Source organism: Bacillus sp. TL12 (assembly GCF_022625245.1).
In the GTDB taxonomy this organism is placed as follows: domain Bacteria; phylum Bacillota; class Bacilli; order Bacillales; family Bacillaceae_G; genus Bacillus_A.
The window spans coordinates 120,536-140,892 of record NZ_JAJJBY010000003.1 but is presented as its reverse complement, the minus strand read 5'-3'; the positions used below and the strand labels follow the sequence as shown (position 1 = coordinate 140,892).

Sequence of the window (20,357 nt, the reverse complement as noted above, 5' to 3'; positions counted from 1 at the left end):
TAACCAAAAGGGGAGAAGAGTATGCTACATAGTTTACATGCAATAGAAGAAGCAAGAAACGGAAACATATATACGAAAGAAGCAAATATATGGTTAGGGTTTTTATTAGAAGAATATGGGACAGTAAGTATAGAAAGAAATTACCGGAGTGTATTAGAGTATGTGGAACGGACGCTAAGGCATTTAGAAAAAATGAATGTTTCATATGGTATTCGTGCTCGTGTAGAAACTGTATTGTGCTGGAGTGAAGTACCAAAGTGTGGTTCTGTAACGCAGCGCAAGAAGTGGAAGGATTTGGGGGTATCGTTTTTAGCGCATAATGAAGATTCAGCTTATATTTATAGACGCTATTTTCCATATGATGATGTAACGTTTACACTTATTCGTACACATGGATTAATAGGGCAAGTATTACGAGGAGAAGTATCCATGAATTCTCATAACGAATTGGTAAGATTATGGAAGCAAGGTGTGATTCAAAAGGATGAACTGCGTGATGTGCTTCGTGTTTTAAATGAATGTATTATTACTGGGGTATCGGATAAGTTATGGACAAGAGTAAAAGGAGAGGTATATGAACGTATTGAACAAATACTTTCTGGAGACCTGATTGAATATAGTGTAAAGGAACGAATTCGGCGGTTACGTATGAATGCTTCACCTAATCATACATATTTTGTTCAAGAATATGATTCAATTATGAATGATAGGTTAGAAGAAATGTTTACAGTTCTATTTAATTATGACCTTTGGTATGTAGAAGCAGCATTAACTCATTTTAGTTTTGAAGAGTTCGTGAAAGTATTTGCATTAGTCTACCAACGTATTACTGAGAAGAATGTAGATCATATCAGTTTCCAGCCTCTTATGGACGCATTGTATTATGAGAGAGAGGGGGAAAAATACTTAAATATTTATACGAAACGAGCAATTGAAAAAGTATTGCGAAGTGTATCAATAGTAGAATTGCTAAATATGACTCAAACTCCTCAATCAGAAATGTATCCTGAATTAAAGGAAACTGAAAATGTATTAACAATTGGTTTTGGAACAAGTGAAGTTGGAAAAACACTCATTGAGTTTTGTTTAGCTTGTAAAAAAGAAAATAATGCTCATTATGAACAAGCAGTCATGATGTTATGTGAAATATTTGGCTTACGCCGGGATGTTTTCGATCGGTTGGAAAATGAGGACGAATATCTTTCGCATATGAATGGGAGTGTAGATGATAAAGTTGCGGTTCTTCCGTATGTAGTAGGAGATATAATAGTAGAAATTGGTCCCGGTGGGGGCGCAATGATGAATAAATTTAAAGAAGTTTATCCGAATAAATCGGTTATTGGTGTAGATTTGTCACGAAATGTAATTGAAAAGTTAACAAATGATAAATACGAAAAAGGCTACGACTGGGAAGTTAAACTAGGCGATGCTTTACACCTTGCAGAAACATTTCATCCGGAAAGTATTTCTACAGTTCATTGTGGCTCAGTGAATCATGAAATCTTTTCTTATGGAGAAACAGAAGGTAAGAAGTTTAATATTGCAACAATGGAACGTTTAGTGAAGAGTGTATTTCAAATATTGACTCCTGGGGGACGTTGGATTATTCGTGATGGAGTAAAAACAGAAGGTGAAGGATGGTGTGAATTGCAGTTTCATGATGAAGCCGCAATGCCTTTCTTAAAAAACTATCAACGTGATTTTAAAGGAAGACAAATTCAAGTTAATACATTAGACGTGGATCGGGTAAGGATGCCGGTTAACGATGCAATGGAATTCTTATATACGTATACGTGGGGGGAGGAAGCATACCCACATGAAGTACAGGAACAATTTGGTGTATTTACCCTTCAAGAGTATATTGACTTTGTAGAGAATGTTGTAGGTTCAGAGAATGTAAAAGTAATCGAAGCAAAGCAGTACCTTTTAGAAGGCTATATAGAACATTTATCATCGAAAGTTACATTATTTGATGAGCAAGGTGAACAAATAGCATTGTCAAATAGTACATGTTTGCTTGTATTTGAGAAAATATAAATTTGTTTGCTGTTTGTACTTTATTATACATTAATGGGCGGTAAATTCCTGTTGATTAAAGATTTACTTTATTATATAGGTGATTAAATACCATGAAAAATATACGGGAAATATGTATGTAGGAACAGATTAAAACATTAATTTAGCATATATTTCAATAGGTATCATCAAAGCATGCTATTCTATAATTGAAAAGAGTTTTGTAGAGGGAAAAATAGGAATGTTTTGGTTGTTAGTAGGTTTGTTATTACATTCTATATTTTAGGTTTTAAGAATTATTGTTGAAAGGAATAAGGTGTGAAAAAAGATTCCGAAACAGAGTCAAAAATAATCTGTTTCGGAATCTTTTTTTAGAACATATATTGAGTTTTAGAAGTTTTATCTCATATAAACTAACAGTAAAATTCCTACCTCGTAATTCAGTGAAAAAAATGAGGTGAGAGGTGACCAGACAATAAAATACGGGTTAGTACGGGCTGATAATTAGTAGGGGATGAAGAATATTCCCAATGATTTAAGTTTCAATGTATATTTTAAGATGATTTTCTCTAGATTTTACTTAGATTTTACTTTCACCACCTACAATGAAAATAAGAAAACGTAAGTGAAAAAACTTGCACTTATTTCATAAGGTGAGGGGGAAACAGGAATGGAATTAATAATTGATCATGTAACGAAACGGTACGGCGGGAAAGTAGCGTTGAATGATTGTAGTTTACATGTAAAGCCTGGTGTATTAGGGCTTTTAGGACCAAATGGGGCAGGGAAATCTACTCTTATGCGTATATTAGCAACAATTGAACAACCGACGAATGGTAGTGTGATATGGAATGGGGAAAACATTCAAAAGAAACCAAAGTTGTTACGTTCACAGCTTGGTTATTTACCACAAGATTTTGGGGTATATCCAAATATGAATGCGGTTGAGTTTTTAGAGTATATCGCAGCGATGAAAGGTTTAGCCATGAACTCTTCAAAAAAGCGAATTAATGAACTACTTGAAGCACTGAATTTAACGAATGATAGAAAACGACTATTAGGTAACTACTCTGGAGGAATGCGACAAAGAGTTGGCATTGCACAAGCTTTATTAAATGATCCCAAACTATTAATTGTAGATGAGCCAACAGTAGGATTGGATCCTGAAGAAAGAATTAGATTTCGAAATTTATTGTCAACTCTTTCTGCAGATAGAATTGTTATTTTATCAACGCATATTGTAACAGATATTGAATCCAGTGCGACGAATATTGCTTTACTATCAAAAGGAAATGTATTAGCTCATATGGAACCTGAACAATTATTAAAACGTGTCGAGGGAAAAGTTTGGGAAGAGGTGATCCCAGCTTCAGAACTACACCATGTTCAAAAGAAATATATAGTAAGTGGTGCTGTTCATCGGACTGATGGCATTCATGCTCGGATTATTTCGGTTCATGCTCCTAGTAAGGCGGCACGTATGATCCCAGCTTCTTTAGAAGATGCTTATTTGTATTATGTTTCTGCGAAGGGAGGAACCCGAATTGAACAATGTATATAATCTATTTTACGTTATTAAAAATGATGTTAGAAAACAAATGAGAAGTTATTCATTTTTAATTGTAATCGGCGTAACGATTCTTTTTGGATATGCCTGTGTACCGGCAGCCTCAGCGGGATATGAAGTATTTTATCTTGGCGGAGTGAGGGGGATTTATAATTCAAATTGGCTTGGTGGTATGGGGGCGATGACATCTGCTTTATTTATTTGGTTACTCGGCTTTTATGTATTAAGGAGCCAAATTTCAGACGAGCAGCGATTAGGCGTTGGGCAATTAATTGCTGCTTCACCGATAAGCAATTTTCGATATATTTTTAGGAAAACAATTTCTAATTTTATTGTATTAGTAGTGATTAAGATGGTATTAATTGTTGCTTTTATCGCAATGCAATTTATACGTGGAGAAGATCTTTCATTTCAATTAGGTGGTTATTTGTACCCACTTATTTATATTGTGTTTCCTTCACTTCTGCTTCTCGCTGCGTTAACAACCTTTTTTGATATATTTCCTGGTTTGAATGGTGTGATCGGTAATATCGTATTCTTTTTCTTATGGGTGTTATTAGCGATTTTGTCTTTTGAAGTACCAAATCGTTATTTAGATGTATTTGGTTTAGGAATGATTCGTTCAGATATGATACATGATGCGGTTAGCGAGTATGGATTTTTAAAAGAAAATGGCGAGGGAGGATTTGGATATAACCCTGTTGAGGGAGCGATACAAACATTTGATTGGAATGGAGTAGATTGGAATCCTGGAATGTTTGTCGTAAGCTTGACTTGGCTTGGGGTGGCGCTTTTATTCATTTGGATCACTTCTCTTATTTTTAATAGATTTCGTACATGCTCTAAAGTGAAGGAAAAGGAAGAAGAGTTTGAGAAGAAATATCAGTCTGCCATTGTGAATGAGAAAAATTTGAACAATTTTATATTTACTACGATTAAGAAGACAAGAGGAATAAACATGTTTCTATTAATCAAAGCGGAGTTATCTATTATGTTAAAAGGCTTTACAGTTTGGTGGTACGTTCTTGCAGCTGGGTTTATAGCATTTGGCTTGATATGTCCAGTACATATAGCAAGAGAGTGGATAGCTCTTATTCTAATTTGGCCCATTGCAATTTGGTCACAAATGATGACGAGAGAAACATACTACGGTACGGATCAAATTATTATGTCGAGTTGTTCTCCATTTTATAAGTTTTTTGCAACATGGATTTCAGGTATTATAGTGGGTTTTATTATCTCTAGTGGTGTTATCATTCAATTTATATTAATTGAAGATATTTCGCTCTTGCTTTCTTGGCTTAGCGGTATAGTATTTATTCCAACGCTAGCCTTAGCATTTGGAGTATGGAGTAGGACACGTAAATTGTTTGAAGTGGTGTATATGCTTTTATGGTATTTAGGGCCAGTGAATCATCTTCCATATGTAGATTTTTTAGGAATATCAACATCATATGTGATTATGTATATTACGCTATCTATTTTATTACTATGTATCGCATTGGTCGGACAGTTGCAGCAAATGGGAAGGTTACGGCTAATATTTAAATAAATAGCCAAGAAGGAGTGACGGAATGAGAACTATCAAAGAGAAAATATATTTGTTTTCATTTATAAGTACAATGATTTTGAGTTTAGTAGCTTGTGATGAGAAAGGGAATGAAGCACCAGTCTCCAAAAAGTTCGCTGCGGAAAATATAAATGAGATTTATGTAAAAACAGTAGGACAAAATATTAAACTTCACTCTACAACAGGAAAAGATATTAAGGTGGATACAGGAGAGATGAAAGATCTAAAAGTAAAAGAAGATGGGGAGAAACTAGAGATTATTACAGAGAATTCGTCGTCTATTGTGAATTTGAAAACAGCTGCAGTACATATATATCTTCCCGAAAAAGTATATGAAAAAATAGATATTAAAACAGAATCAGGAGAAGTAATAGGAGAGAATATAACATCAAAGCAATTGAATTTGTATAGCGATTCAAGTGATATGACAATAAAAGATTATAAAGGAAACAGTATAAAAGGGGTTTCTGAATCAGGAGGGATTACGTTACAAGGAGTGGAGGGAAGCTTCGATATTCAAAACAATACAGGAGAAGTGAATGTATCCGCTGCTTCAAATCTAAAAAATGAAAGTAAAATAAAAACGGAATCATCTAATGTAAATATACAATTGAGAAAAGAGCCGACAAGTCTTGAGGTTGATTTGTCGACACCTGCGGGGAAAATCAAAAATGAATTTTCACTTTCAACTGGTGAAAAAGGGAACGATCATAAAGTAAAAGGTCATATAGGAACTGGAAAAGAAAATGATACAAAGTTAACCGTGCATTCTATGACAGGAAAGATTGAATTAAGGCATGAAAAATAACGGAGGCATGAAAAACGATATGTTCTGAGCGGTGATTTCAGATTTGTTTAGAATATGTTTTCACTGAATATACCTTTTCAGGGATATTTATATAAGAATTTTCCAATTCTCATAGATTAACCTTCAAAGGCGCAACGTATACTCTCTTTTTCTTGACATGCATATCATATAGTATTAATATACCGAGGAGTATGTTAATACTATATGTATGGTAGAAATGCCTGATGAAAAGGAGTACAGAGTGTCATGGGAAGAAAAAAAAAATTAACAAATTCGAAACGACAGTTATCGGACATTTTAGCCCAAACTGTAAAGACTGGAATTATTAAATCGAATTTGGTCCCGATGTTTGCTGGGTTGACATTGGCTTTATATAAATATAAAATTAGCCCGTTTGAAAAAATTCCAGAAATTATATTTGCGATGATTGGTTCGATTTTAATCATAGGAGCAGCAGGAGCTTTTAACAATCTGTATGATCGTGACATTGATTCGATTATGGAGAGAACAAAAAATAGACCGACTGTAACGGGAGAAATCAGTTTTAAAGCTGTATTATGGCTTGGGATAGTCATGATGATTTCTGGTTTAGCATTTCTTGCGCTAACGACATATTTAGCAGCGTTATTGGGATTTTTAGGTTTATTTTTGTATGTCGTACCATATACAATGTGGAGCAAAAGAAGAACAATTTATAACACGGAAATTGGAAGTATTTCAGGAGCAATGCCGCCGCTCATCGGGTGGGCTGCTATGTATCCGGATATCACGCATCCAGCTATTATCGGTCTTTTTATTATCATGATTATTTGGCAAATGCCTCATTTCTATGCGATAGCCATTCGTAAACATGATGAGTATAAGGCTGCAAAGGTTCCGATGCTTCCAGTAGTAAAAGGTGTTAAAAGAACATATATACAAACGAACGTGTATTTAATGATTTTAATTATTATCAGTATTCTTTTAGGGTCATTAAGTATTGGTCTTATGTTAGTATCACTTCTTTTAAGCATACTATGGCTTGCTTTAAGTATTTATGGTTATAGAAAAATGGATTCAGAGAAATGGGCAAAATCGTTGTTTATTTTTTCTCTGTTCCATATGACGATTTTATTTTCTACAATTATTATCTATTCTCTAGTAGGTATCTTTTTCGGAAGCTGAAAATAAGGTGCTGATACAAGAGTTTTGTAAAAAGTAAAAAACCAATTTCTCCTCTATAAAAGGAGAAATTGGTTTTTTTATGTAAAGAAGAAAGTTTCATTTCATGTAGGCAATCTTATCATAAGACTATTGATTTGAGAGTATGATATGAATCTTTGAACCTGTACCGATTTTACTCGTAACACGAACCGTCCCGCCGTGTGCTGTTATAATTTTATGAGCAATTGTCATCCCAAGGCCTGTTCCTTCATTTGAAACATTTGTAGTTGTCCCACGATAGTATTGCTTAAATAAGTTTTGAACGGTTAATTCATCCATGCCAGCGCCAGTATCTTCTATTATAATATGTATATCTTCTTGTAATAGAATAGAGGTATGGATTTTTGTTTCTGGCGGATTGTGTAAAATAGCGTTCATAAACAAGTTTTGTAAAGAACGGTGGAATAATTTTGTATCAATTGGAATCATTATGTTTGTATTGCTTGATTCAAAACTAAAATGATAATGCTGAGAGCGTGGATCGTTTGTTATATCAGCTATCAGTCTTCTTGTAAATTCAACGATGTTTATTTCTTCTTTTCTTAATGGGATTTGTGAATCTTGAAGACGAAAGGAAAGGTTTAAGTCTTCAATTAACTCTTTCATATGATCGCCCTTTTGCTGAATTTCTTGTAAAAATTTTTCTTTTTCTTCGTGACTCCAAGTATGATCTGGTGATAACATAAGCGCGCTGTATCCTGTAATATAGGTAAGTGGTGTTTTGAGATCATGAGAGATTCCTGCCATCCATTCCCGTTTCATTTTCTCAAGTTGTTCACGTTCAGTTTCTATTTCTCGTAATCTATTTGTTAAGTGCTCTATATTTAGAAAGACGTCTTTATATAGGCGGTACGGCCCTTTTAATTTCCCTGTTTTTTTCTTATACATTTGTTTTGTATTTGCTGGCGTCGCGTAGGATCCTTCTGCTAGTTGGTTAATCCAAGAAATCACTCGGAATAGAGGCTTACTAATATGCCACCCATATACAATGGCGCCGATAAGAAGCGTACATATAAAGAGGGAAAAAACGATAAGAGCTTCTGTATCCTTGTCATCTTTGCCTATTCCTATAAGAGGGAGTATGCCTTCCATAAAGATTGCCATAAAAATACCCATGAAAAAAGTACCGATACATAAACTGCGAATAAAATGGAAGCCTAATCTGAAACCAATTTTCATATTATTGCTCCTTCGTATGTGGGATAAATTTATAACCAATCCCTCTTAAATTGACAATGTATGTAGGTGATTTAGGGTTTTCTTCTATTTTTTTACGTAATTTAGAGATATGCATGACGACTGTTTTATCATCACCCATAGAAGTCAATCCCCATACTTGCTCGTACAATTGTTCAGCAGTAAAAATTCGGTTTGGGTGTGTGCATAAGAAAGTAAGTAATTCTAGTTCTTTAGCGGTGCAATGTACAGGTTCGTTGTTTACTGTTATCAATCCTTCGCTAGGATATAGAGAAAAGGATTTAAAATGTAGGTTAAATTTTTCTTCATTGTGCAGTTCTTGTATCATATGTTGTCTACGCAATTGGACGTTAATTCGGGCAGCAACTTCTAAAGGGTTAAATGGTTTTGTTATGTAATCATCTCCGCCAATTCCTAGTCCTGTTAATTTATCTAAATCACTCGAGCGCGCTGTTACAAATAAAATAGGAGTATTTGTATAGTTTCGAATTTGTCTGCATAGTTCAAATCCATCAATATCCGGTAGCATCACATCGAGTAAGATAATATCGAATGGATGATTTTTAATAAGAGTTAATGTCTCAGCTCCATTGGTAGCGGTTGTTATATGAGAGAAGTTTTCTTTTTTTAGTGTAAGTACTAACATATCTAGTATGCCTTGTTCATCATCTACTAAAAGTATTTTTTCTATTCTCACTACGGATCCACCTTTACATGTTTTTTGAATCTATTAAAAGATATTTGGAAAATATTTCACATGTAATAGTGTAACATAATACTATTTTGCTAGATAAAAAAATAACAACAAAGAAAGATTCTTTGTTGTTATTTTCAACATCAAATTAATTCATTTGTACCATAGGTTCAATTTTTGCCATAAATGATTGATGAAGTGCTTCTACACCATCTACTAAATGGAGGCGATCAATGACAACAGATACTTTAATTTCAGATGTACTTACCATTTTAATATGAATATTTTCTTCTTTTAATGTAGAAAACATGCTAGCCGCAACACCAGGATTTGATACCATGCCCGACCCTACGATAGATACTTTAGCTAGGTGATTTTCATATTCTACAGATTCATAATGAAGCGTTTCTTGATTTTGTTCTAATACTTCGAGTGTTTCTTTTAAATCATTCGAATGAATAGAGAAGGATAGATGTACAGTACCTTCATTTGTAATACTTTGAATAATAATATCAACATTAATATGAGCTGTAGCTAGTGTAGAGAAAACAGTTGAAAGTGATTCTTGTTCTAACCCTTTCATTGTTACACGTGTAATGTTATCTTCAAATGCAATACCTTTTACCACTGATTGTTGTTCCATGTTACATTCTCCCCTTACAATTGTTCCATTTTCTTGTTCCATGCTTGAACGAACTTCTAAAACGACGTTATAATTTTTTGCAAATTCAACAGCGCGTGGGTGCAGTACACCAGCTCCAAGATTTGCGAGTTCTAACATTTCATCATAAGAAATTTCATCTAATTTATATGCGTCTTTTACAACGCGGGGATCAGTTGTGTAAACGCCTGTGACGTCTGTATAAATATCACATTTTTTCGCTTTCAGCGCAGCTGCTAATGCGACAGCAGTTGTATCAGAACCGCCGCGGCCAAGTGTAGTAACCTCGTTCTCTCCACTTAATCCTTGGAAGCCAGCAACGATTACAATCGTACCTTCTTGTAAATAGGATTGAATACGTTCTGTGTTAATATCAGTGATTCTTGCGCTTCCATGTACAGATTCAGTTGTAATACCAGCTTGCCAGCCCGTTAGTGAAATAGCTTGATATCCTTTTGCTTGCAATGCCATTGTTAATAAGGAAATTGTTACTTGTTCGCCAGTTGTTAGGAGCATGTCCATTTCACGTTTACTCGGATTTTCACTAATAGCGGTAGCGAGTGCAACAAGCTCATCTGTGCTTTTTCCCATTGCAGATACAACAGTGACAACACCGTTCCCTCGTTCATATTCTTCAATAATTAAATCTGCTACATGTTGAATGCGCTGGATACTTCCGACAGAAGTACCACCGAATTTTTGAACAATCGTTTCCATTGCAAATTCCTTCTTTCATCCATTTTTTATTCGTAAATTAGGAAAGGTGTAAAAACATATAAGAGCGATATACAAGTCCCTAAGTATTCCTGTAGTTACCGGAAAGAAAAACAAAAAACACCATCTCAAATAGGTGAGGATGGTGCTGTTACAGGAAAAGGGAAACAGAAAAAGGAGCTAATAAAAAAACCGCCAAAAAAGGAATATCATATAGAACATGATATCTCTTTTTTGTAGATAGCTCTTCACATATACACGTCTGTATATATGACAGTTCTGTTTCTATTCGAAAACAGCCCCAATTGATAAATGCAGAGAAATTTATCAATTTCGGCAACACTTCCTTTTTTCTAAACTCATAGACATCTCTGTGTCTCCTTTAGAATACTTATAAGCGTTGCAACCTCTATCTCACGTTTTGGGCGAGAGTGTTTGGTTTATGAAGTTATTTGGTAACATTTGTTTTATAATAATTAAAATATTTTAGGAAATCAAGTGCTTTATTAATATTTTGAAAATTTAATCTTTTTAAATAAATAAAAAGAAATATTTGAAAAATATAGATGGAATTGGATTTTATATATACATTAGTAATATAGAGGGAGTGGGGGAGAGAGGGTGAAGAGGCCGAAACCAATTTATGTTCGAGCAGAAATGGAAACATCAATGGAAGAACTATGGAAGTATACACAAGATCTAACGTTACATACAGAGTGGGATGCGCGGTTTACTGAAATATCGTATTTAGAGAGAAAAGAAGGTGAACCGCAACGTTTTTTATACAAAACGAAAATGGGTTTTGGGCTTGAGATAGCTGGAGAAGGGGAATCGGTAGGTCAATTACGAAAGGAATCAGGGGAGAGAATATCTTCACTAAAATTTTGGACAGACAGTAAACTTTCGTTGATAAAAATAGGAAGGGGGTATTGGAAGTATACACCGAATGGAGAAAAGATTTGCTTTGAAACGCAATATGATTATGAGACGAGGTTTGGCCGTATAGGAAGAATGATAGATTCATATGTATTTTGGTCACTATTAGGGTGGGCTACAGCATGGAGTTTTGACGTTTTAAAGTTATGGCTAGAAAAGGGGGTTCACCCTCGGTTGCTAATAAAGAAATCGATTATTCACTGGATTGTTTGTTTGATACTTTCTTTTGTATGGATGTATCAAGGACTTGTGCCAAAAATATTATTTAATCACCCAGAAGAGGTACGGATGCTTTCTGTACTTAGTGGTTCAAACGAAAATAGTATTCTTGCTCTTAAAATAATTGGTTTTTTAGAAATAGGATTCGGGATCATATGGTTGTTGCCATTTCAAAAACAGAAGTTATTGCTGTTAGACATTATTATTTTAATTGGTTTAACCATTGCAGCAGGATTCATAAATATTTTGAGTTTTATCCAACCATTTAATCCCATTACCTTAAATTTTATATTAATTGGATTATCATTTATTGGTTATATGAACAGTGATGATTTACCAAGAGCGAAAAATTGTATGAGAAAAAGAAAGGGGTAAATGTGTGGCTAGCATCTATGAACGATTATTAGGAGAATCTTATCAGCAGCTACATCCAAAATTACAAAAACGTTATGCAATTACGGAAAACAATAGTTTTATAGGTGAAGGGAAAATGGATGAAATTAATAAAGGGTCATTCCTTGTCAAAATGTTTTTAAGAGTTACATCGAAATTTCACATGTTCTTTTCAGAAAGAGGAACAGAAGTACCGTTTACGATACATAATACTGCTGAAAAGGATGCGAAGGGAACTACCTTTGTAAGGTGGAACCGGATGTTTCTGTTTGGTAACAAAAAACGTTACTTCAATGCTGTTATGTACTTGGATACGAAACAGCATGAAATTATTGATTACTTTGTTGAACCGCATTTGCTTGTATCAACACTTGCATTTTATGTTGATAAAGAAGGAGCAATGCACATCTTATCAAAAAAACAATGGTTTTACATACTTGGGAAGAAAATATCACTACCGAAATTTTTATATGGAGAGGCGAAAATTACAGAGAGCTATGATGATACATTAAACTGTTACAAAATTCATGTTCAAGTACGAAATCCATTATTTGGCCCGCTTTTTTCATATAAGGGAACATTTGTAGAAAGGGATCAAAACAAATGAAAAATATAGTTGTTGGACTTATTTGTTATATGATTTTTCTTATATTGGAATGGCCAGTACTAAATCCTGTTGAAGCGATTATATCACTATCTATTCTTCTATTCATACCAATGTCATTTTGTATTGTTGATAAGGATAAAAGAGATGGATCACAGGTTTTATTTTATAAAACAGTATCGTTGTTTTATCCGGTTGCTGCAATTAGTGCGATGCTTGCGTTTGTAACAAATTATTTTTTATTTGCAATGATTTGGTTTATATATACAGGCATGATTGCATTGTTTGGTGTAAGTAGATTGTTTGAGAGAGGATGGAAACCTTTAGAGGAGACGGCAATTGATAGTGGGTTTATATATTTGTTTTTAGGTGGGTTTTGGTTTTTTGCCTCTGTAGCAAATATATCAATTATGCATTTTAGTTCTGATATCGTTTTACTTACAGCAGCTCACTTTCATTATTCTGCATTTTTACTTCCCTTATCTGCAGGATTACTCGGGAGAAAGCAACAAAAGAAAAGCAAACTATTTGAGATGGTTACATTTATTATTATAATTTCTCCGATGACCGTAGCGGTTGGCATTACTTATTCGAGGACGTTCGAGTTCGTTGCAGTATTCATTTATCTTATTTCTCTTTATGTTTATGGTATTTATGTATGGAAAACAAAATTCACTTCGATTATTGCAAAAATCCTTCTTATCATTTCATCAAGTACACTTATGATAACGATTTTGTTTTCGCTCGTATACTCGTATGGAAACTTTAAACAAGTTATGACGATCACAATTGCTCAAATGATTTGGATTCATGGTGTTGTGAATGGAATTGGGGTAGCATTGCCTGCCTTTATTGCTTGGATGCTTGAAAGGAGTGTGCCAGCGTACATTCATTACGGAAAACCGATGAGTCGCCTGAGGGGGAAAATGAATGTGGAAGGGACGAATGTTGTAAAAGAGAAGATATATACAGGTCTTGTAAATCAAATGAGTGATTTTCATAGTGTGCAGTTTGATGAAAGAGAAATATCTCCACTTATCATTGATTTTTATGAGCATACGAAAGATTATCAATTAAAAGCAAATATTATGTGGTCTCAATGGTTTCGTCCCTTTGCTTTTCTCTATGAGAAAATGAGTAGACATATGCAACAAATTCATTTAGGGATGGGGAATAAATGGGAATCTATGTCTGGTAATATCATTGCGATAGAAGAGGAACAAGATGTTAGGGAGGATGTGAGAGCGTGGATCAGAAAAAACGAACAAGGTGAAACAATTTTTGTAGCCCTTTACTCGCAGCATACATATGACGGAGAAACTTATATGAATATTGCCTTGCCATTACTATATTCGAATATGACAGGCATTTTAAAATTACGTAATGAGAATAAGAATCTTATCATTACTAGCAGGTTAAGGGAGAATGCAAAAGGGGATGAAGGAATTTACTTACATACTCGTTTCTTTACGCTTCGATTACCATTATCTGAGACGTTTACGATAAAAGAAAAGGCGAATAAGGCTTTGGTAGCCCATCATCAAATGTGGATATTTGGTGTGAGGTTTTTAGAGATTGAGTATGAGATTGAGCGGATGGAAGAGAGAGGTCATTGAATTACTTTTTAGCATATCTAAATATTTAATTGTTAGAAAAAAATGAAAATTGAATGTTATAATAAAAGGAAAAAGAAGGAAGATATTTAAGGGAAGGGGATACATATGCAAGGAGAGGTGCAAACGGAAAATAAAGGGAGTTATGTAAGTAATTTATTGTTACCTGTTACAAAATCACGTCATTTTACTTTCTTATGGATCGGGCAACTTCTTTCCGTTCTAGGAAGCTCTATTACAATGGTAATTCTTCCAATAGTCGTATATACGTTGACGGGATCAACAGTTGTTATGGGAACGACGATGGCGATGTATATGCTACCGAATATTCTTATTTTACCGTTTTCTGGGTTAATTGTTGACCGGATGAATCGGGTTAAATTAATGTTATTTACGGATATCGTTCGATGCATAGTGATGATAACAATTGCGACACTGATTTTTACAGACACTTTAACAATCCATATTTTATATGTATTAATAGCATTATATGGACTAATGGAAGGGCTATTCCAACCTGCATATGCAGCAGTGCGAGCGAAGGTGTTTGTACCAGAAATTCGCAATGCAGCTAATGCATTAACACAAATGAGTAGTCAAGGCGTGCGTTTAATAGGTCCAGCACTTGGGGGGCTTATTGTTTCGGTTACATCGGCTGGGGTCGGATTTGGCTTAGATGCATTGACTTACTTGCTATCTTTTACTTGTTTGTTATTTTTAAAAGGTGTAACAGCTAAAAAAGTACAGGAACAGACAAATCAAAAAATGAATTTCAAAAAAGATTTTATAGAAGGGATCGTTGTTTTAAAAAGTCACCCGTGGCTATGGATTACAATTTTAGCATTTTCATTTATTAATATTTGCCATGCTGGTATTGTCGTTGTATTAATCCCTTGGCTATTTAATATATATCATCAGTTTGAACCGTTTGTGTATGGACTTGGAATGGCGTGTTCTGGGGTAGGGGCTGTTGTGGCAGCTCTTATTTTTGGCGGAAGACAGAGGTGGCATAGAAGGGGATTGCTTGCTTATGGAGGTGTCTTTATTAGCGGGGCGGCACTTTTAATCATGCCTTTTGTTTCATGGGCTCCGGGATTAATAGGATTAATGGCACTCGAAGGGTTTGGAATCATGATTTTCGGTTTAATTTGGGAAACGAGCTTGCAAGAGCTGGTACCAGAAGAGGCATTTGGAAGAGTGGTAAGTCTTGATATGTTAGGATCGTTTGCATTATTACCGCTAGGATATATAGTCGTTGGGTGGTTAGCGAGTGTAATTGGTGGTACTGTGACAATTACGATTTTAGCTATTGCGGCAATTGTCGTAGTAGCAATCGCGCTGCTTGTTCCGAGTATTCGCCAGTTTGATTAGTGTATATTTACAAAAAAACAGTAAGTTCTGCTAAAGGGCAGAGCTTACTATTCGTGAAAGAAAAATATTTGTGAATACTGCTTTGCTTCTTTTTCAGGATGACCGTTATAACTAAATTGACTGTCTTCCCAGCTAATAACAACTTCAAATGAATTGGCATCTTTATATAATGGGAATTTCATTTTTGAAAAACTAGTTTGACTATATGACACACTCATATCAGACTGATTGAAAGGTTTGAAGACAGCTTTTGATTTTGGGTTATTGTGACGAATTTCAATTGATACGTTACTTACGTCCTTACCGATATTCTTTACAAGTAAGCTGTATGTATGATACATATCTTCTTTTGATTGCAATGCTTGAGGCTCTTTAGCCTGATTAACTTCAATACGCCACTGCTTAGATTTTGATGTAACAGGGAGTTCTGTAAAAGTAAAGGCGCTTGTTTGAAGTGGAACTGCAAAACATATGAAAAAAAGTAACAACAATATTTTTCTTTTCATGTACCATTCTCCAATTCGCTATAGCTGATTATTTTGATTTTGTTAGCATGTTCTAAAGGTGAAAAAGTTATACATAAATATTTGGTTTAGTAGTTATAGAAACGTGATGTTACATTTTTTAAGTTTATATACTATATGTAACTATTTACTTCTTGTTTTTTAGATATAAGTTTATCTTTTAGCTATAAATATAAAAAGAAAAAGAATGGGGACGATTTTCCCTGAACAATCTGCTAGCTGTCCCCGATACCTTACAATATAATCATCTTCAATTGTCTGTGGATGTTTTTTTGCATTTTTTCTTTATTATTTTTATTGATTCCTGTCCGCCTTGTTCATCGTTTCCTTTTCCAGCAACTCCACTTCTTCCATTTCCATTTGCGAACTGTGATTTATTATTTGCACTTTTGCTACCATTTATAGCATTTTGTCCACCTTGATTTGCGTTTGTTCCAACATCTTTATTAATTTGTCCGCCGCCTTCTGCCCTTTGTTCAATGGTGCCAGCATTACTGCCTCGGTCTGCGAGATTATAGATGTTATATATGGTAATATGAATTGAAAAATTGTTTTTATCGAGTTCGAAATAGATATTTTCGTTTGATTCATTTTTATCATAGTGGTTATCGCTTTTATCATTTTTATGTTTTTTATCGTTTTTCATAGAGTTTTTCCTTCTTTCTTCTTTGATTTGGTATATCTCTTAGTATTAATGTATTAAATTAGGTTTGTTTTTCTTGTATGCTTGTCTAATAAAATTCATGATATATGTTATTAGTAAAAATTAAAGAAGAGAAAGTAAGGGGAGAGATTCTTGCATTCTCAAATGATGTTAGCCACTATGCAGAGAAAAAGATGACAATACGCTTTACAGATTTATATAAAGCGAGTGTACCGATTATTTTGATTTGTGGTTTGGTTAGCTTGGTGTTTTATGAAGGGGAGTTCTGGGTTGGTAGGAGAAGAAAAGTTTTAATAAGTAAAGGTTAGAAAGTAAGTTTAATGAGAGAAAAACATTCCACAGATGCATTAGTGGAATGTTTTTTCTATTTTATATAAAATGGCTACTATCTCAAAGTTTTTTCCAAAATATGTTTTGAGCAACTTCTTTAAAATTCTTTTCCTCCCTTGGTACGATTGATAAGTCCTCATGCCAAATCTCAACAATTTTCCAGTTGTTTGTTTTATGAAAGCCTATAGCATCGCCGGCATAGTTATCACCAAATAGTAAAACATTTTTCAGTTCTGGATTGTCATCTACATCATATATTTCATCTGCTTCAATAAGTCCTCCGTAAAACATAAAATAGGAATTAGAAACAGATCCATAGCCGACTTCCTTTAAGAAGGAAATATAGTCTTGGGGTACACCGTTAAGCATGGATTCTTCCTCAATAATGGAATCAGTTAATGTACTAAAATCATAATCAGTTGGTGCATCATGAATTTTTTTTATAATATCTTTGTATACCATTTGTAAACACTCCAAACGTATTTTGAGTTTTAGTATAATGGTGGTTGTTTCGTTACCTACCATATTTTTTACAAACTATTATAGAGATATAGACTAGCGAAGTATTGAAACAAAAGATATCCATACCAACTACATACTTCGTTTGTTAGTGTTTTAATGTTAACATACTATTCTGTTTTTCTGGAATGTACTATTTATATTTACCTTAAAGTGTTTCATATAAACACTTTAGATAAGTTGAACTGTCAAAATGGAAAGGAACCTTACAAAAATGTAATGTTTATGTCACGAAATAAGATAGTACATCGTGAGTAATCTTATTAAAATGGAATAGATTATGCTTTTTGGCTAGAAAGCAACAGAAAATATAGTCTGCTGCTAAATGATTTCAAAAGGTATATTTTATTAAAATGTAACGTGAACGAAGGAATTAAAGGAGATTATGTAATGAATTTGAAAGATTTAGATTATGAATGGTTTAACTTTATAAATGATAAAGTACAGCAATATCCATTAATAGATTATGTAATGATACTATTTGCAGAATATGTACAATATGCTTTCGTGTTATTGCTTGCCCTATTATGGATAAGGAATAAACCGAATTTTCGTGTAATGGCTTTTCAAGCGATGGTCGCATTTACTTTAGCTTATTCGATGAATAGGGTTATTGAACAATTTCTATATAGAGATCGACCTTTTGTTTCACATAACATCACACAACTCGTAGATCACGCTGCTAACTCTTCTTTCCCAAGTGATCATGCAACATCAGCTGTCGTGATTGCAGCTACATTATTGCTATCTGCATATCGTTTTAAATATACTTGGTTTTTGTTAGCGCTTGGTGTAGCTTTTTCGAGAGTATGGGTAGGCGTACATTATCCACTTGATGTAATTGCAGGAATTGTACATGGAATATTGATAGCTCTATTTACACAGTATGTTGTATTTAAAATATGTCCTGTTGCTAGATTAATTGCGAAACCCATTTTTCAAGGGGGAAACTAATTTTATAAAGTAAGATGCTTATATCTAAGAAAAAACTGTCCTAAATCAAAGTATTTAGACAGTTTTTTTGTTGGTCTCTTTTAGAACGAAAAGAACGGATGAAAATATTATTGAATATGAAATGTTAACCATAGTACATTTAACAAGGGGAGAATTTTTCAAAAAGAAGGTGAGGAATTGCTTAATGAAGCAAATGGCCTAATAAGGGGGCATATGTATACAGCGGAAGAACAACAAAAGCTGTATAAACGAACATTAATCATTGTAAGCATTTCACAAATGTTTGGTGGTGCAGGATTAGCCGCTGGAATTACAGTCGGGGCACTGCTTGCACAGCAAATGCTTGGAACAGATGCATTCGCGGGACTGCCAACAGCGATGTTTACAATGGGATCAGCAGGAGCGGCTTTCATAGTAGGGAGGCTTTCACAACGTTATGGGCGCCGGATTGGGCTTGCGTCTGGGTTTATGGCGGGAGGAGTTGGTGCTATTGGTGTCGTAATGGCAACTCTAACAAATAGTATTATCCTTCTACTAGCTTCTTTACTCATTTATGGGGCAGGAACAGCCACAAATTTACAAGCTCGTTATGCTGGTACGGACTTGGCGAATAAGAAACAGCGGGCAACAGCCATTAGTACGACAATGGTTATGACAACTTTTGGAGCGGTCGCTGGACCGAACCTGGTCGGGATAATGGGAAATATTGCTCTTTCCATTGGGATTCCGAAACTTGCGGGGCCGTTCTTATTATCAGCAGCTGCATTTTTACTAGCAGGGCTCGTACTTTTCATTATGCTTCGCCCAGACCCATTAATAGTAGCGAGTGTAATAGAAACATATAAACAGAAGCAAATAAATAAAGAAAATTCAATGATTAAGACGTCGATAGAAAATAAAAGAGGCGTTATAGTTGGTGCGGTCGTTATGATACTTACGCAAATCGTAATGGTCGCAATTATGACAATGACTCCTGTACATATGAAGCACCATGGCCATGGCTTGCATGAAGTGGGCCTTGTTATTGGTTTCCATGTAGGGGCAATGTATTTGCCATCACTTGTTACAGGAATTTTAGTTGATAAGGTTGGTAGGATGACAATGAGTATCGCTTCTGGGGTAGTATTACTTAGCGCAGGAGTGATAGCTGCTGTCGCACCAAGTGACTCTCTCATTCTCTTAGTCGTTGCTTTAGTTTTACTTGGATTAGGATGGAACCTTGGTTTAATAAGCGGTACTGCTCAAATTGTTGATGCCACAGAACCTTTAACACGCGCAAAAACACAAGGGAAAATCGACGTTTTAATTGCATTAGCTGGCGCTTCCGGTGGAGCGATGTCTGGCATGGTAGTAGCGAATTCAAGTTATGCAGCATTATCATTAGCTGGAGGAGCCTTAGCCTTGTTACTTATTCCTGTTGTGATTTGGTCTCAGAAAGGGAATAGATAGCGTTTACTAAAAGAATATAAAAGTTTTTTTTATAAAATGGTGAGGGGTATGTCTCTGTTTGGGGGAGATACCCTTCTTTTGATTCAAGTTGTAGTTTCTTAGAGGGCTTGTCTGTAATCATATTAGTAAGGCAATGCAAAAGCTAGGGGTTAAAGAACGTTCGCAAGCAGTTGTTGAGCTTTTTCGTAGAAGAGAACTCGAATTGTAATGATTGGGAGATGCCTCATAAGTCGTTAAAACCGACTTATGGGCAGCTCTCTTTTTTTATTTTTCTATTTGGACCTTGCAATTGACTATGACCTTATCCTGCACCGATGCGTCCTTTTCAAGGTTCAACGTTTTTTGCCATAT

18 protein-coding genes, 1 pseudogene and 1 riboswitch are annotated in these 20,357 nt (G+C 34.7%); of the genes and pseudogenes, 13 read left to right on the top strand and 6 right to left on the bottom strand.

The features are described 5' to 3' along the window. Positions 1-21: 21 nt before the first annotated feature. The 5 genes from LOK41_RS04285 to cyoE all read left to right on the top strand — a co-directional run bounded on the left by LOK41_RS04285 (position 22) and on the right by cyoE (position 7,125). A complete protein-coding gene (locus LOK41_RS04285) occupies positions 22-2,037 on the top strand; it encodes a class I SAM-dependent methyltransferase (protein ID WP_241815405.1) in 2,016 nt (671 codons plus the stop codon). Positions 2,038-2,686: 649 nt separating this feature from the next. Then, positions 2,687-3,577 (top strand): ABC transporter ATP-binding protein, encoded by an 891-nt coding sequence (locus LOK41_RS04280; RefSeq protein ID WP_241815404.1) that lies wholly within the window; start codon positions 2,687-2,689, stop codon positions 3,575-3,577. 37 nt (positions 3,578-3,614) lie between these two features. Continuing rightward, positions 3,615-5,135 (top strand): hypothetical protein, encoded by a 1,521-nt coding sequence (locus LOK41_RS04275; protein ID WP_347269287.1) that lies wholly within the window; start codon positions 3,615-3,617, stop codon positions 5,133-5,135. Positions 5,136-5,157: 22 nt separating this feature from the next. After that, complete coding sequence (locus LOK41_RS04270; protein ID WP_241815402.1) at positions 5,158-5,961, top strand: DUF4097 family beta strand repeat-containing protein; 804 nt, start codon at positions 5,158-5,160, stop codon at positions 5,959-5,961. A 246-nt stretch (positions 5,962-6,207) separates the two neighbouring features. After that, positions 6,208-7,125: a heme o synthase gene (gene cyoE / locus LOK41_RS04265; RefSeq protein WP_241815401.1), complete on the top strand. Its 918-nt coding sequence runs from the start codon at positions 6,208-6,210 to the stop codon at positions 7,123-7,125. 126 nt (positions 7,126-7,251) lie between these two features. On the opposite strand, the gene LOK41_RS04260 is transcribed toward cyoE, so the two are convergent. The 3 genes from LOK41_RS04260 to LOK41_RS04250 form a co-directional block, all read right to left on the bottom strand. Continuing rightward, positions 7,252-8,343, bottom strand: coding sequence for a sensor histidine kinase (locus LOK41_RS04260; protein ID WP_241815400.1), 1,092 nt, complete (start codon positions 8,341-8,343; stop codon positions 7,252-7,254). Between the two features lies 1 nt (position 8,344). After that, the gene (locus tag LOK41_RS04255) at positions 8,345-9,058 is read right to left on the bottom strand and encodes a response regulator transcription factor (protein WP_241815399.1); all 714 of its coding nucleotides are present in this window, start codon (positions 9,056-9,058) and stop codon (positions 8,345-8,347) included. Between the two features lie 145 nt (positions 9,059-9,203). Further along, positions 9,204-10,433, bottom strand: coding sequence for an aspartate kinase (locus tag LOK41_RS04250; RefSeq protein WP_241815398.1), 1,230 nt, complete (start codon positions 10,431-10,433; stop codon positions 9,204-9,206). Positions 10,434-10,663: 230 nt separating this feature from the next. After that, positions 10,664-10,850: riboswitch (Lysine riboswitch) on the bottom strand. Positions 10,851-11,051: 201 nt separating this feature from the next. Between LOK41_RS04250 and LOK41_RS04245 the strand changes: the two genes are divergently transcribed. The 4 genes from LOK41_RS04245 to LOK41_RS04230 all read left to right on the top strand — a co-directional run bounded on the left by LOK41_RS04245 (position 11,052) and on the right by LOK41_RS04230 (position 15,566). Next, positions 11,052-11,960, top strand: coding sequence for a DoxX-like family protein (locus LOK41_RS04245; protein ID WP_241815397.1), 909 nt, complete (start codon positions 11,052-11,054; stop codon positions 11,958-11,960). A 4-nt stretch (positions 11,961-11,964) separates the two neighbouring features. After that, positions 11,965-12,585 carry a DUF4166 domain-containing protein gene (locus LOK41_RS04240; RefSeq protein ID WP_241815396.1) on the top strand — a complete coding sequence of 207 codons (621 nt, stop codon included), beginning with the start codon at positions 11,965-11,967 and terminating at the stop codon, positions 12,583-12,585. Next, complete coding sequence (locus tag LOK41_RS04235; protein WP_241815395.1) at positions 12,582-14,198, top strand: YndJ family protein; 1,617 nt, start codon at positions 12,582-12,584, stop codon at positions 14,196-14,198. Before LOK41_RS04240 ends, LOK41_RS04235 begins: the two co-directional genes overlap by 4 nt. Positions 14,199-14,303: 105 nt before the next feature. Further along, positions 14,304-15,566, top strand: a complete 1,263-nt coding sequence (locus LOK41_RS04230) for an MFS transporter (protein ID WP_241815394.1) — start codon at positions 14,304-14,306, stop codon at positions 15,564-15,566. Between the two features lie 47 nt (positions 15,567-15,613). Here LOK41_RS04230 and LOK41_RS04225 read toward each other — a convergent pair whose 3' ends face one another. Next, positions 15,614-16,072: a hypothetical protein gene (locus LOK41_RS04225; RefSeq protein ID WP_241815393.1), complete on the bottom strand. Its 459-nt coding sequence runs from the start codon at positions 16,070-16,072 to the stop codon at positions 15,614-15,616. Between the two features lie 268 nt (positions 16,073-16,340). Further along, positions 16,341-16,736, bottom strand: coding sequence for a hypothetical protein (locus tag LOK41_RS04220; protein WP_241815392.1), 396 nt, complete (start codon positions 16,734-16,736; stop codon positions 16,341-16,343). Between the two features lie 104 nt (positions 16,737-16,840). Between LOK41_RS04220 and LOK41_RS04215 the strand changes: the two genes are divergently transcribed. Then, positions 16,841-17,062 (top strand): hypothetical protein, encoded by a 222-nt coding sequence (locus tag LOK41_RS04215; protein WP_481748792.1) that lies wholly within the window; start codon positions 16,841-16,843, stop codon positions 17,060-17,062. A gap of 82 nt (positions 17,063-17,144) precedes the next feature. Here the strand turns inward: LOK41_RS04215 and LOK41_RS04210 are convergent, their stop codons facing one another. Next, positions 17,145-17,609, bottom strand: coding sequence for an SMI1/KNR4 family protein (locus LOK41_RS04210; protein ID WP_241815391.1), 465 nt, complete (start codon positions 17,607-17,609; stop codon positions 17,145-17,147). Positions 17,610-17,993: 384 nt separating this feature from the next. On the opposite strand from LOK41_RS04210, the gene LOK41_RS04205 reads away from it, so the two are divergent. The 3 genes and pseudogenes from LOK41_RS04205 to LOK41_RS04195 all read left to right on the top strand — a co-directional run. Then, a complete protein-coding gene (locus tag LOK41_RS04205) occupies positions 17,994-18,557 on the top strand; it encodes an undecaprenyl-diphosphatase (protein ID WP_241815390.1) in 564 nt (187 codons plus the stop codon). 177 nt (positions 18,558-18,734) lie between these two features. After that, positions 18,735-20,006: an MFS transporter gene (locus LOK41_RS04200; RefSeq protein ID WP_241815389.1), complete on the top strand. Its 1,272-nt coding sequence runs from the start codon at positions 18,735-18,737 to the stop codon at positions 20,004-20,006. A gap of 109 nt (positions 20,007-20,115) precedes the next feature. Continuing rightward, positions 20,116-20,214 (top strand): annotated as a pseudogene (locus LOK41_RS04195) (hypothetical protein); the annotation flags it as partial. Between the last annotated feature and the right edge of the window lie 143 nt (positions 20,215-20,357).